This window comes from Nocardia sp. NPDC059240 (assembly GCF_042753865.1).
Classification (GTDB): domain Bacteria; phylum Actinomycetota; class Actinomycetes; order Mycobacteriales; family Mycobacteriaceae; genus Nocardia.
Genome location: NZ_JBHZAC010000001.1, coordinates 857235 through 871597, shown reverse-complemented (window position 1 = coordinate 871597; position 14363 = coordinate 857235). Strand labels below are relative to the sequence as shown.

General features: G+C 69.2%; 6 protein-coding genes. 1 reads left to right on the top strand and 5 read right to left on the bottom strand.

Annotation, left to right across the window (positions count from 1 at the left end):
- Window positions 1–154 precede the first annotated feature (154 nt).
- A complete protein-coding gene (locus ACFXHA_RS04120) occupies window positions 155–439 on the top strand; it encodes a hypothetical protein (protein ID WP_379352711.1) in 285 nt (94 codons plus the stop codon).
- 454 nt (window positions 440–893) lie between these two features.
- Here ACFXHA_RS04120 and ACFXHA_RS04115 read toward each other — a convergent pair whose 3' ends face one another.
- The 5 genes from ACFXHA_RS04115 to ACFXHA_RS04095 form a co-directional block, all read right to left on the bottom strand.
- Complete coding sequence (locus tag ACFXHA_RS04115) at window positions 894–2123, bottom strand: hypothetical protein (RefSeq protein ID WP_379352709.1); 1230 nt, start codon at window positions 2121–2123, stop codon at window positions 894–896.
- A 283-nt stretch (window positions 2124–2406) separates the two neighbouring features.
- On the bottom strand, window positions 2407–6390 hold the full coding sequence (locus tag ACFXHA_RS04110) for a hypothetical protein (protein ID WP_379352707.1): 3984 nt from the start codon (window positions 6388–6390) through the stop codon (window positions 2407–2409).
- Between the two features lie 160 nt (window positions 6391–6550).
- Window positions 6551–11074 carry an SbcC/MukB-like Walker B domain-containing protein gene (locus tag ACFXHA_RS04105; RefSeq protein ID WP_379352705.1) on the bottom strand — a complete coding sequence of 1508 codons (4524 nt, stop codon included), beginning with the start codon at window positions 11072–11074 and terminating at the stop codon, window positions 6551–6553.
- Complete coding sequence (locus ACFXHA_RS04100) at window positions 11074–12498, bottom strand: TIGR02678 family protein (RefSeq protein ID WP_379352703.1); 1425 nt, start codon at window positions 12496–12498, stop codon at window positions 11074–11076. Before ACFXHA_RS04100 ends, ACFXHA_RS04105 begins: the two co-directional genes overlap by 1 nt.
- Window positions 12498–14276, bottom strand: coding sequence for a TIGR02677 family protein (locus ACFXHA_RS04095; RefSeq protein WP_379352701.1), 1779 nt, complete (start codon window positions 14274–14276; stop codon window positions 12498–12500). The genes ACFXHA_RS04100 and ACFXHA_RS04095 overlap by 1 nt, the downstream gene beginning before the upstream one ends.
- Window positions 14277–14363 lie beyond the last annotated feature (87 nt).

Here is a 14363-nt window from a genome sequence, read left to right as displayed (position 1 = left end):
ATGTCCGGTCATTGTGCCCCGGATGTCCGGGCCTTTGGGCATACTGCCTGATGCGCGCCCCGAGCGGACATCGAAATGTCCGGTCGTTCACCGCTGTGCGCGCACCTTCGATTGGGCATGCTGGGTACGGCACTTCTCTAGGTACGGAGGCACGGTGGGCAGGCAGGGCAGGCAGTACCGTTCGAATCACGGCACACTCCGGCATCAGCGCCCACCCCTCCGCGCCACCCGCACCGTTCGCCCGCCCCGCGCGGCGCGTCCCGCCCACTCCATGCGCGAGGTGCTCTGTGCCACCGGCTGGTTCATCTTCGAACTGCCCACGGCGGTGCTGCTCGCGGTGTTCGTCGGCACCGGCTGGCTCGGCTACCTCCAGCACGCGGGCACCCCGGCCCAACCCCGCTCGGCCGTCGTCGTCCCGGCCGAGGCTCCTGCTCCCTGAACCGATTCCGCCTCCCTGAATCGAACCCTGCTCCCTTCACCGATCCACGCTCGGCCGCGCTGATCCCGGGACGGCCGAACCGATCTCGGTACGGCCCACGCGAGTTCCGTTCCCGCCGACTCGATCCGGATCCGAGTGCGGCGATCCATGCCCGACTCGAACCGATTCCCGTGCGGCGCTGGGAGGGTCACCAGGGCGTGAAGATGTGCCAGGGCGCGAAGACTTGCCAGGGCGCGAAGATGTGCCGCGCGGCTGATTCCCTTCACGGCTCCGCTCGGGCGATTCGGGGTCGGTCGGCACTCAGGGTCCGGCCGGGCGATCCCGTGTCGGCTGCGTCGATCCAGGCCCCTGAAACGACGCCACCCCGGTGGGCCGCTGGCTGCGGATCACCGGGGTGTTCGGCTTATCGGGCCGATGTCACTGGGGCATCGGCCGATTCGGCTCACAAGTTATGTCAGTCGTCGTCGAGGCCACTGCCGTTGCGGGAGCGCGACGCGGCGCGGGCGCGGCGGCGGGCGGCCTGGAGTTCGGCGAGTTCCTGCTCGAGGGTCTCGGCGATCCGGAACTGGCCGGTGTCGTAGACATTGAGCGGGGGGACCGGGTCGGCCAGGTCGGCGAGCGGGGAGCGCTCGTCCTCCTCGGCCTTGCGGGGCTTGCCGGTGGCGGAACGGCGCTCCTTGTTCACGGACTTGCCGTTGTCCGAATGACTCTCGGACTTGCCGTTGCCATTGCCGTTGCTCTCGGACCGGGTGGCGCGGGTCTCCGGCTCGATCACCTGGGCCTCGGCCTCGACGGTCCGCGCGGACTCGGCGGGAGCCGCGGTCAGCGCCGGGGTCTGGGTCGGCATGGGCGTCGGCTGCGGACGCGACGGCCACGACACTACGGTCGGTGCGGCGCGGCGTAGTTGTTCGCCCGGGTCGGGTAGATCCCGAATCTGGTCGGTGGCGCGCACGATGGCCAGGCCGTAGCGTCCGGCCGCGGCATTGTGGATCAGCAGTGACACGCCGATCATCACCGGTGCGATGGCATGCACGGCCACGTCGTACCAGCTACCGGTCTTGATGTACGGGTAGGTGTTCAGGATGACCGTCAAGCTCAGCAGCGCCATCTCGGCGACCACCACCTGGCGGCGGCTGTCGATCACACCCCACTCGGCCACCTTGTTGGTGCCGATCATGATGATCACGAGGCAGACGCTGATCATGCCTTCGAGCAGGTAGCTGAACCAGTAGAGCGGATCGCTCGCACCGCCCGGCGCGATATTGTGCTGCACGTTGACCGCGGACCAGAGCATGCCGGCCGCGACCACACCGGCGAGCGCACGCTGGCTCCACGCCCGATGTTTGTACAGCGACGCCAGTTTGGCGTGCGGGCTCGATTCTCGCCGCTGTGCGGCGATCGCCTTGCGGGCGAGCAGCAAGTCGCGAATGTCGGCCTTCTCGATTTCCTCGGTGGTCTGCCGAGCGCGGTCGGCCTGACCGGCCGCGGCCTCGGCCTGCTTCCAGCGTTGAGCCCGCTCCTGCTCGCGAATGCGTTCGGCTAGGTCGCGCTCGGCGACCAGCTCGGTCTCCGACAGCGCATCGGTGAGCGCGGGATCGTACTGGTAGGCCAGCCGCCCCCGGGCCTTCTCGACCCGTTGCGCCAGCTGACTGACGTCGTCCTCGCGCGGATGTTCAATTGTCATCTGGACTCCCGTCCAAGGAGTCCCGATGGCTGACAGGTGATTCCGGTGGGCACGGAGAACATTTCTAGTCGATGTTTGCCCAACCGCGAAACTGTTGATTTGCCGATGGTCCAATCCTTACGGCGCGCCGCGCTGCGACACGCGGATTGGGCTGGAAGTCACCGCCGTTCGGAAACCCCTCCCACCTCCCCGTCCAGTGGGGTTGCCGACCCCCTTCGCGCCCAAATGGATTCCGGATCGGACCAGTGGGATGTTCGGGACAAACCCCTTGGAGAAAACGTCGTCAGCACGGCGGCCGATACGCCAGCCGCTGGAGATGAGCCGCCCACACCTCCCGGCTCAGCGCCCCCCGCGTCACGTTGCAAATGCGTTGTATCGCATGCTGTTCATCCAGATCCCAGATCGCCATCGCACCGTTGCGAGTCCCGATCAGGTCGTCGGCCGACGCAAAGTTCAGGTGCCAAGCAGTCGGCGCGGTCGGCGCGATGGACTGTCCGATAGGCCGTGGATGGGCGCGATCGTGGTAGTCCCACAGGCGGACCGACGAATCGGCGCTCGTCGTGACGATGGTGTCGAGATCAGGGCTGAACTCGAGCGACTGGATATTGAGACCGTTGGTCGCGACCGGCGGGCCGAGTTTGTGCGGATTGGTCGGATCGTGAATATCCCATGTCTGCAAGAGGTCTCCGGTCAGCACCACCAGGTCGCCGTCTTCGGTACTGCGCTGGGCGGCGAAGGGGTGGCCCGGATCGGCGTCGATGTGGCCGATTTCGTGCATATGGGCCGGGTCCGAGAAGTCCCAGAATCGAATGGCGGAGGGCACAGTACCGTCCGCCTTCAGGTCGGTGGCCAGCGTGATCAGGGTCGTGTCGGACGCGGCGTCGAACCACAGGGTCTGGCTCGTCTGTGCGGGGTCAGGCTGTGCGCGTAGCGGAGCCGGGTCGAACGTCACCGGCGGACCGATCTTGACGGGGTGAGTCCGGTCGGTCACCCGCCAGATCTGGAGGGCGTGAGTGTCACCGAGGGGCATGCTGAACAAGAGGCTGTCGGCGACGCCATCGAACCAGGCGACTGCGGTATCGGGCAGTTCGAACAATTCGTGCACGCTGGCAGGGTCGGCGATATCGAGAACTCGAACCGTCGGTGGCGATCCGGAGGGGACGGCCGCGAGGGTACCGGCTGGGTTGAGGGTTGCGGAGTAGACCCAGCCGCCCGACGGGCCGGGTCCCAGATCCGCGAGTTGCCTTGGCGCGTGCCAATTGCGGACGTCCCACAGATATGCGTCCTGGTCGAGAACGGCGGTCAGCAGGCGATCGTTGTCACTGAGCACGGGCCGGGCGCCCCAGCCGAGCACTCCGCTGATGGCGGCGGGCGGCAGCGACCAGATTCGCACCGAACCGAGGTCCCCGCCGACTGCGAGAGTGTGCGCATCCGCGCCGAAGGATAGAACCGTCGGGCCGTCCACGCAGGGCTGCAGCGTATTCGGGATCGGGCACGGTGGTGAGGAGATCGACACGGGCTCGCCCAGGGGATAGATCCGGGCGGGGTTGGCGATGTTCCAGATCGTCACGACCGAGTGATCGCCTGCGGCGAGGGATTCGCCATCGGGAGCGAACGCCAGGGAGCGCAGCTCCGATTCATGTGCGACCGTGAGTGGCTGACCCAGCTGCCGGACCTGGGTCGGATCACCGACGTCCCACAGAGAGACAACGGCATTCGCGCGACCTTCGGATCGCCTTTCGGTCGTGCCCGTCCCGATGGCAAGTGTCCGCCCGGCGGGATCGATGGCGATCGCCTGGATGTCGGGGTCCGGTGCGGTGATCGGGGGCCCGAGGGCGACCCCCGAATGCCCGTCGGGCACCGACCACAGCCGCACCGTGTTCGCGCCTGCGACGGCCAGCCACGCTCTTGTGGGTACGAACTGCAGCGCGGTGACCGGATCGGGTGTGCCCGGCAGTACGGTGATCAGCCGTGGCGCGGTGGGCGATTCGAGGCTCCACAGCGCGACGGCATTGTCATCGGTGGCAACCGCCACCATCCCGCCCGAAGTCGTCGATGCCATCATGGTCACCGCCCGGCCGGTTTCCACAGTGGCGAGCCCACGCGGATCGGCCGGATCGGCGACACTCCAGGTTCGCAACGTCGTGCCGCACGCGGCGACGAGCGTTGCCCCGTCCGGGGTGAACGCGGCCCCGGATACCGCTGCGCCGCAGTCGATCGTCGTACCGACCTGCTGCGGATTCGGTAATGCCGTGCGCCACAGCCGGATGGTGTGGTCGGTCGAGCCCGTGGCCAGGATCGTCCCGCCCGGCTGGAACGCGATTCCCCGCACCGTCTGCCCATGCCCCGGCAGGCTCGTGGCCAGCGGCAGATTCTGAGTGGCGAGCAACCGTGACCGCACCGTTCCGTCCCCGGCATTGATGCTGTGCGCGACGAGATCCAGCTCCGCGGACAATGTCGGGTCCCCAGTGCGCACGGCGTCCGCTTCGGCCAGCACCGTCTCGAGATCGGCTGCGGCCCGCCGGGTCTCGCTGATCCTGACCTCGGCGACAATCCCTATTGCCAGCACCAGGATGCCCACCCCGAGCAGCGCGAGCACGGTCCGGATCGCGGCGGTCCGGCGACGACCACGCCGGGCTGACCGGCGCGCCGCCGCGAGGAAATCCGCGCCTGTGCGGGTCGGCGGCAACCGGAGCCGACCCACTGCGGCCCCGGCGGACTCCAGGCGCGGTCCCCGGTACAGCAGGGCCGGATCTCGTCGCGCCCCAGCCCAATCCGCCGCATCGGATTCCAGCCGCTGCTGGACCAGATAGCCGACCCGATCCTCCTCGATCCAGGCCCGCAACCGCGGCCAGGCGCTGAGCACGATCTCATGGGTGAACAGGACATGTCGGTCATCGAGTGTGACCAGTCGAGCCCGGACGAGCGCCTCCAGCACTGCGCCGGCTGCACCAGGATCCTCCGAGCTGTCGACGATGCTTTGTCGCGTGACGATTCGCCGGGTATCCCGGTGGTCCGGATCAACGTCGACGAGCTGTACGAGGAGCGGCTGGGCGTGTGCCCGTTGGGGTTCGGTGAGGTTGCTCCACACGGTTTCGGCGGTGCCAGCAACCGAACCGACTACGCCGCCGGTTTTGCGGTAGCCCTCGATGGTCAATTGGCGGCCTTCGCGGTGGTTCCAGGTTGCTGCCATGACATGGGAGAGCAGTGGGAGTGCGCCCGGATCGTAATTGTCGGCGGGACCGCGCAGTTCGGTGATGACCAGATCCGCCAAGCCGGGTTCGAGTCGCAGGCCTGCGAGGGTCGCCGGTCCTGTTACCGCGTCGGCCAGCTCGTGCGCGCGCATCGGGCCGAGCATGTATGCGCGCTCATTGAGGGCGTTCTCGAGTACTCGGTAGTCGAGGCAGCGGGCGAAGAAATCCGCGCGGATGCCGAGGACCACCACGCGAGGTTCCTCGTCGGCACTGGTCAGTTCCTGGAGAGCGGTGAGGAATTGCTCCCGGACCGTGTCTTCGGTGCAGGCGGTGAAGAGTTCCTCGAATTGGTCGATGACCAGTAGACCGGGTTTCCCGGGGGACCATCGGCCGATCGTGCCTTCGACGGCAGTGGTGAGAGCGGCGCGCGGATCCGGGCCAGGGGTGATGGTGGCGACCTGCCAGCCCTCGATGCCGGCGGTGACCGCCGGGATCAGACCTGCCTGCAGGAGTGAGGATTTGCCCGCGCCGGAGGCGCCGACGAGGGCGACGATCCCGCCGCCTCCGGCCGCGGCGGAGCGGACGCGCTCGGTCAATTCGGTTGTCGCGGTGGTGCGGCCGAAGAACCACGTGGCGTGTTCGGTGCCGTAGGGGGCCAGTCCCCGGTACGGGCAGGAAGCTTCGGGGTCGAGGGTGTCCAAACGCCAGGCGACGGCGGCCTTCCAGAGGGTATGCCACTGGCGTAGGTCGAAGAGGGGCGCCGGGACGGGTTGCCCGGTGCCTCGGGCCAGGTCGATGAGGGTGACCAGGACCGGGGACAAGGTCTCGAACCTGGCCGGGACATTGCGTCCCGCCCGCCAGTCGCTGATGCGCTTGAAGCTCACCGGTTTTCCGCCGTCGCGGCCTTGGCTCGGCCGCAGCCTGCGGTCGGTGGCGGCGGCTACGCGTTCGAGCGTCGGGTTGCCCGCGGCGGTGAACAGGTCGGTGAGACGTTGCGCGAAGAGTGATCGCGGTGTCTGCGGTGATGGTGTGGTGCCTGGTGATGGTGCGCAGTCGCCCCCGTCGAGTGTCACCACTCCATGGTGGATCAGACGGACGGGCCGGTCCTGGGATTCGGAATCCGGTGCAGGCGTAGGAGATACGCGAGGTTCTCGTCGTCGGTGGTGAGTTTGAGCATCGCGAACCCCGGGACGGTGGCCCAGATCATGCCGTGGAAGGCGGCGAACTTGGTTGTCAGCTCACGGTTTCGAGTTCCTCGTCCATGGGGATCGCGCCCTCCAAGCCGTGGGGGAGGCGGCGGCGGTTGGGGGAGCCTAGGGCGGTGGTGAGGTCGGTGCCGTCGTGTTCGGCGAGGAGGTCGGCGGCGTCCCAGACGAGGAGGGTGGCGCTTACTGTGTTTTCGGCTGCTGAGTGGGCGAGGTCGTAGTGGGCGCAGCCGGGGACGTGGGGGTAGGTGATCCAGAGGTCGTAGCCGGTCATGAAGAGGTCGAGGTCGAATTGGACGGAGAGGCCGAGGAGTTCGCTGCGGCCGTTGTCGTCGACGCCGGCGAAGGCCTCGTCGAGGGCCAGTAGGCGGGGGGCCTGGGGGTCGGCGGAGTCGAGCATGACGTGGGCGGCCGCGAACAGCGGGAGGTGCAGGGAGACGGACTGTTCGCCGCCGGAGAGGGCGCTGTGGCGGGCCACGGTGAGGCGGTCCTCGGTGCCGTCGACGCTGAGGATGGTGAAGGAGAAGATGCGCCAGGTGCGGTAATCCAGGGTGGCGGCGAGGATTTCGGGGAAGGAACGCTCCGGGTGGGCGGCGCGCGCGGTGCGGATCTCGGCCGCGAAGTAGGCGCGGATGGTGGAGAGGTCCTCGGGCGTCAGATCCGACGAGTCGCGGTCGAGCAGCTTGCAGACCGCGCGGGCGGGCTCGGAGAGGTTGTCGGCCAGCACCCAGTGCACGCCGATGGTGTTACCCGAGGACATCCGGCGCTGCTTCATCTCCGAACCCATGCGAGAGATGAGTTCGCGTGCGTCACAGGTGCGTTCGTGGATCTGCTGGGCCAGACCGGTCAGTAGTGCGTCCTCCAGGATGCGGCGCTCCGCGTCGGTGAGCAGCAGTTCCTGGTCACGGCGCGCCGAACCGATCCGCTCGGCGAAATCGGCGAGTGCGGACAGGCCGTGATCGTCGTGCACCTGCACCACGGTCAGCCCGTCGGCGGCATCCCAGTGCAGGCGGTAATCCTGGCGGGCCGCGGTCAGCGCGGCGTCGAACTCCTGCAGTGCGGTGGTGACCGCGCTGCGCGTCGACTTGCGGGCCGCCTCACCCACCCGCACCGAAGCCGTTGCGGCGGCGAGATTCTCGAACAGCCCGGCCACCTCCACCGGCAGCACGGTGAGCTCCTGCTCGGGATCCCCGTTCTCGATCCGGTAGAGCAACTGCTCCGGCGTCGACCACGCGGCATCGCTACTGGGCCAACGGCTCTCGGCGGGGGCGCCCAGTAGGCTCAGCAGATCCGGCCGCGCGTACGGGGCGAGATGCCTGACATCCGACAGCAATTCGGCCAACGCGGTGCCGAGCGTGTCATGGGCGGCCCGATGCGCACCCTCGGCGGTACCGACCGCCTCGATGGCCTCGGCGGCCGCCTTGCGAGCCGACTTCTGTTCCGCGCGCGCCGCATCGATCTTCGCGCGGGCGGCCTCGAGATCGCGATCGATATCGGCCGCACCGGCTCCGAGCGCCTCCCGCAGCATCTCCAGCTTGCGCGACTGCTCCTCGTACCCGGAGCGCGCGGCCTCGGCCTCCTCCGCGAACGCTTCGGCCAGATCCTTCGACTCGTCGAGCCGGTCCCCGGCCTCCCGCGAACGCTCGTGCTCACGCTGATGATCCCCGCGCAAGCGCAGCAGCGCGGTCCCCGCGTTCTCGAAATGCCTTACCGCAGCAGCCAAAGCATCCAGCTCGGCCGGATCCCGCGGCGCGCGGTGATCGGCCGCGATCGCGCGCACCTTCTTGTCGGCGGCGGTGTAATCGGCCACCGCCTGATCGAGATCCTTCTCGGCCTGCGTGGCCGCCTCCGACCGCGACCGCAACATGCCCGCCGCCTCGGCGACCCCGCGCAGCGCGGCCGTCACCCCGGTGGTGCGCGGAAGCGCCTTGGCAGCGGCCGAAATCCGCGCCAGCTCCTCGGTAGCGGCCCGCTCCTCGGCCCCGGCGGTATCCGCCTCGATCACGGCGGCGTCGATGGCCGCGGCGAGTTCAGCCAGCCGCAACTCACGTCGACGCGCGCGGGCGGTGGTGCCGATGAACTCGGCGTCCGCCTTGAAGTGGCGGCCGACCTGGACGCCCTGGCGGTAGCGGCCGTCCGTGGCGACCGCGACGCCGCTGGGCGAAAGCGGTTGCGCCGCATCACCCGACGCCTGCTGCGCCGTCTGGCTGGCGGTTGCCGCGAACTCGTGCAGGGCGATCGAGGCGAGCGCATCGGCGACGGTCTGTCGCGGCACGGTGAGCGAGTCGGTGTCGTCCTCGACCACCAGCACGTCGGCGAGCGTGCGCCCGGCGGGCCGCTCCTGAGCCGGTAGCGGCACCAGGAACTGGTCGGATGCGTGATCGGGCAGCTCGGTGCTCGGGCACACCCACGCGTCGAGCAGGTTGGTGGCTTGCAATGCCGCCTCGATACCGGCGGCCTCCGCCGCCCCGACACCGTCCGCGAAACGGACCAGTCGCCACAGCGGCGCGCCCGGACGATCCGGCCGGACATCGCTGCGAGCCGCGAAAGCCGGTGGCGCGTCGTCACGTTCGGCCGCGACGGATTCGCGCTCGGCGCGCAGCTCACCCGCTCGTGCGGTGGCCTGAGCGCCACGAGTACGCGCCTCTTGCCGCCGCGCGCGGATCTCGTCGGTCAGCGGTTCGGTCCGCTCGGCCAGCGCCTCGGCCGGGGTAGCGGGCGTGGTGTCGTCCTCGAGCGCCGCCGCGACCGCCGCGCGCGTCTCAGCCGCCGCGAGCGCGTCACCACCGGATCCCGTTGTCGTGGAGCGGCTTCCGGCCGCGGTCTTACCGTCACCGGCCGCGTTGCCCCGCGCCGCGTTGTCACCGGCCGCGCTGCTCAGGGCCTCGCCGTCACCGGCACTGCTGCCCCGCGCCTCGCCGTCACGGGCCGCAGCACCGCCGCCGCGCCCCTTCTTACCTTTGCCGGCTGCCTTGCTCGGTCGCGAGACCTGCTCGGTGCCCACGGCCGCGAGCGAGTCGTTGATTGCTTCGAACAGACCGGTCCGGATGGGGGAGTAGACCTCGCGGTGGGTGTCCCACCAATCGCGCAGCGCGGTCGCGGCATCGGCGCGCGCCAGGGCCACTTCCGCCTCGGCCTCGGCGAGTTCGGCCGTGGCGGCATCACGCAACTCGATGGCGCGCTGGCCCGCGCGCTCGGCTCGGGTGCGCTCGGTGACGGCCTGGTCGACCAGGGTGAGCGCGCGGCGGACGGCGCGGACGTCGGCATCGCGTTCCTCGGCATGCGAGCGGACGGTGGTGGTGAGGTGGTCGGTGCGGGCCGACTCCGGCAGCGCGGTCCAGGCGATGCCCGCTTCCTCTGCGACAGCACGCAATTCGTCCTCACCGCGGGCCAGAGCGGAGGAGGCGTTGGCGACGGCGGCGCGGGCGCGTTCGGATTCCTCGGCGCGCTGATCCACGGTCTGCCGGGACTTCAGCGCCTTGTCGTTGTGGACGGCGGCGGAGGTTTCCAGGCGGCGCACCGCGTCGGCGAGGTCGTCGAGCTGCTGTTTGCCCTCGTAAGCGCTGGAGCGCTGCAGGGTTTCACGGTCGGCGAGGGCCTGCTCGTAGGCGCGGTCGGCGTCCTCGGCGCGGGTCTCGGCGGCGGTGCGTTCGGTGTCTCGGCGTTTGCGCAGGGCCGCGGCGGCATGCAGGGCGGTGCCCGCGTGGGTCACCGCGTCCAGGCGGGTCTGCACCTGGTCGATATCCGACTTCGCCTGCACGGCAAGATATTTGCGGTACACCTTCACGAAATCGCGGGTCGCGGTGTCGGCCTGGATCAGCCCCTCGAGGGTGCGGCCCACCTCCTCCATATCGCTGAAGGAGCGGGCGGCGTCGAGGATCAGCTGCTCGTCGAGCGGCCGCAAACCGTCGGTCAGTGCCTGCGAGAGCCCCCGCGGATCCAGGTTCTTGGCCAGCTGCGGGCGGCGCAGCGTCAGGATCAGATTGATCAACTGGTCGTAGCGCTGCTGACCGAGCCCGAACATGCGGGCGTCGATGGCGTTTCGATACTCCACCGGCCGATCCACAATGGCATCGGAACCGATCTGCTCGGCCAGCTGCTTACGCGTCAACGGCCGATCGTCGGGGCCCAGCAGCGAGAAGTCCACGCCCACCCGGCCGTCGGCGACGAAATACCAGCGCGTCACCTTGTCGTTGGAGCGGGTCGCGCGCATCCCGATGCCGATCGTCACCGTCTCCGGGGCATCCCAGGTGCCGCGCGCGAACTCCATCCACACATACGAGTACGCCGATTCCTGCTTGCGGTACAACAGGTTCGACTTCATCGTGCGTTCCTCGCCCGCGAACGGGTTGAGCCGGCGCGGCTCGATGCGTCCGTCCAGCACGAACGGGAACAGCACCTCGAGGGCCTTGGTCTTGCCCGAACCGTTGGGCCCGCGCAGCACCAGCCGCCCGTCGGCGAAGCAGAACTCCTGGTCGCGGTAGTCCCACAGGTTGATGATGCCCGCCCGGGTGGGGACGAAGCGCACTCCACCGTGAATGTGGTCGGCCATCAGTTCCCGGATCCCTTCTCTGTCGAGCTGTCCGCGTTCCCGGTCGATGATTCAGCGCCGAGTTGCGTGGGGGAGATGAACAATTCGGTCTCCGCACGGGTGCGGATGGTCACGATCGCGCCGCGATAACGCGCCAGCGCGGGCAGGATGAGCAGGCCGCCGTCGATCAGCTCGACCAGCCGCAGGCGTTCCAGCAGCGACACCACCTCGGCCGTGAGACCGGGGACATCGGCCTGCCATTGCGCGGCAAAAGTATTGCCGTAGCGGGCGGTGAGCATCTGCACGGTGTCGCGGATCCACGACGATTCCAGGAACGGGTAGTCCGGAATCTCCGGTTCCTCCGCCTCGATATCCGCATCGTCGTGTGGGCCGAAAATGTCGACGGGATCGGCCAGCGGAGCGAACACGGTCGTCATCGGTATGGCGCTGTCCAACTGCTCGGTGAGATCGGTGAACGGGCGCTCCGGCCGGGGCCTGCGCTCCACCGGATTGTCGATATCTAGGACCAGATCAGCGATTTCACCCGCCAGCAGCAGGGCGACCTGGGCGAGAGTTCCGGTACCCGGGAAGCGGACATCGGTGAGGCGACCCGAACTGTCGATCAGCGCAACACCTTCCGCGCGCCGCTCGGCCCGCAGGCCGGTCAGATACTCGACCTCGGTGACCAGCTTCTCCTGCGCGAGCAGGGAACGCTCGGGTTCATCGAGCTCGTCGGCGTACACGACCGGCTGCTCGACCAAGGCGCGGCGCACCTTGCGTGCCGCGAGAGCCATTGCGGGGGAGCGGGTATCGGCGCCGCCCGCCTCCTCGCCCAGTAGGCCGGTGACGCTCTGCAGATGCTGCAGCGCGCGGGGCGGCCGGAACAGGGCGAAGACCACCGACCGGTCGATGTCGTAGAGGGCCTCACCGGCCTCGGGGTCACTCGCCCAACCACCGGCGTCACCGTCGGCCAGGGTGACCGCGCCGCGGGCGGACAGCCAGCCCACCGCGTCCACGAACGCGTCACGATCGGCGGCACGGTCCGGCGCGAGTTCGAGGCCCTCCACCCGCTCGGTATAGGCGGCGACCTGATCGGCCAACTCCGACAACGTGATCTGATCCCCGGCCCGCCCCAGCGCCGCCAGCCCCAACGCCAGGTAGGCGTAGCGGCGGCGGTCGAAGAGCCGGTCACCGGTAGTACGCGCGGGCCGCCCGGACTCCAGCCGATCGAGCACCGGGAACAACCGCGCGGTGGTCTCGGTGACCTCCAGGCGATACCCGAACAACTCGGCCAGATCCTCCCGCAACTCCGTCGCCCACCGCCGCAGCAACGGCAGCGCAATACGATCCGGATAGGTCCGAGTCACCAGGTGGTTCGCGAGAATCACCCGTGCCGCGCGCTGATAACTGTCCAGCGCCAGCGAATCGATACTCCGCGCATGCATCAGCCCACCTCCCCGCCGTCGGCGGTGGTCACCGGCGGATCCTGCTGCGGCGCTGACGAATCGGAAGCTTCGCGGGCCGACCCGACCAGGTCCTCGGTGGTGGCCGCCGAAGCCTGCGCTGGCGTGCGGGACTCTGGTGCTGGGGAATCGGGCGCGCCGACGGTCGGCCCCGGGGTGCCACCGGCGGCCCGATGACCGGGGGTCGACGCCGCCCGATCAGGTCGCGGCACCGACTTACCAGTGCGGACCGAGGTGGTCTCGCGTACTTCCAGGCGGCGATTGTTCAGGTGTAGAACGCCTTTGGAGGTGCGGACGAGGGTGGAGCCGGGGTGTTCGGACACGGTCAGGGTCACGCCGTTGTCCGAGCCGGATGTGCCGGGGACGCGGCCGCTGACCGGGACCCAGGCGGTGGAGGCGGCGTCGAGAAGCTTGAGCAGTACCTCGGTTTCGCCCTCGTCGAGCTCGCGCTCGTGGAGGTCGGCCGAGGCGAGGGAGCGGGCCGCCTCGGCGCGGGCGCGCTGGGCGTCGAGCTGGACCTGGCGCAGACGGCGAATGCCGGCGTCATTGCGTTGCAGCCGGGCGGGAGCGCCTGGTGTGGGCGGGCGGCCGGTCTCGGCGAGGGTGCGGGCGATCTCCAAAGGTGGTGCGTCCCACCAGGATCGGATCGCGGGAATGACATCGGCGTCCGGATGGGTCATGGCCAGGTGGCGCGGGCGGCCCAGGCCGAAGACGGCATCGTAGAGCGCGTGCGCGGCCTCGGTGCTGGGGGTCGCGGTGAACCAGCCCGCCAGATGCCGCAACGCCGATTCGCGGCTGACCCCGCCCTTGCGGGTCTCGGTGACCCGGCGCAGCAGCGACAGCACCGCGGCGATGGCGCTCATGGTCGCCTCGCGCAGCCGCTCACACTCGGTCAGCCCGCCCTCGTCGTCACCGATGAACCAGGCCCGCAATCCCTGCCAGCGGGCCCGCCAATCCGCTTGGCGCTCGGCATTGTTGAGCAGCACCCGCTCATCGCAGCGGGCCGCGCGTTCGATGAGATCCTCGACGCCGGTGGCCTCCACCTCGCGGATGGCGGCGGCCAGGCGCGGCGCGAAACGTGCCAGGTCCATGGAGAATTCGCGCATGTGCGCCAGTAGCGCGTCCTTGTGGGCGAGGAACGCCTCCGGCGTGGCCTCGGTGGTGCGGACCAGATCGCCCAGGGTCAGGTAGAAATGCGCGGCCCGCTCGGCCAGATCCGACAGCGCGCGGTCGAGCCGGTTGAGCACCCGGTAGACGCGGGGCGCGTCGGCGCTCTTGTTGGCCTCCGACAGCGTGTGCAGATCGGCGAGCAGTTCCGGCAGCACCAATCGCGAGAGCGCGGCCTCGTCGAGGCGGGCGTCCAGCACATCCGAAACCGCCCGATATGCCTGATATCCGGCTTGCGAGAACTGATAGACGAAGTGCCGGTTGCGATACTCGGCCAGGGTGGCCGCGCGCGTCCCGTCATAGCTGCGTTCCAGCACACCCCACTGATGCAACTGCTCGAGCAGCGGCCCGACCTCGGTCGGAGTCAATCCCGGTGCGCCCGGGCAACGATTGAGCGTGTCGGCCACATCGGAGGCGTGCAGCAGCACCACGTACGCCGCGCGGGCGGTGTCGAAAGCCCGCAGCACCCACAGGTAATCGGCCCGTTTCTCGGCCGTGGCGAAGGAGAACAAACGCAGCCGGTCGGCATGCGGAAACGCCTCGGACCCGACCCCACTAGGGTCGGGCAGCAATCCGTCAGCGGACTCGGTCACCGGGAGAAGGGTAGTACTCCCTGCCGACCGGTTCGGAATCGTGCCGAGTGTCGGCGCGCCCGATACCGCACCCGGCAACCGTTTCCC

Coding starts and splice junctions, on each gene's coding strand:
- ACFXHA_RS04115 (WP_379352709.1), bottom strand. CDS start 2,123: ATGACAATTGAACATCCGCGCGAGGACGACGTCAGTCAGCTGGCGCAA.
- ACFXHA_RS04105 (WP_379352705.1), bottom strand. CDS start 11,074: ATGGCCGACCACATTCACGGTGGAGTGCGCTTCGTCCCCACCCGGGCG.
- ACFXHA_RS04100 (WP_379352703.1), bottom strand. CDS start 12,498: ATGCATGCGCGGAGTATCGATTCGCTGGCGCTGGACAGTTATCAGCGC.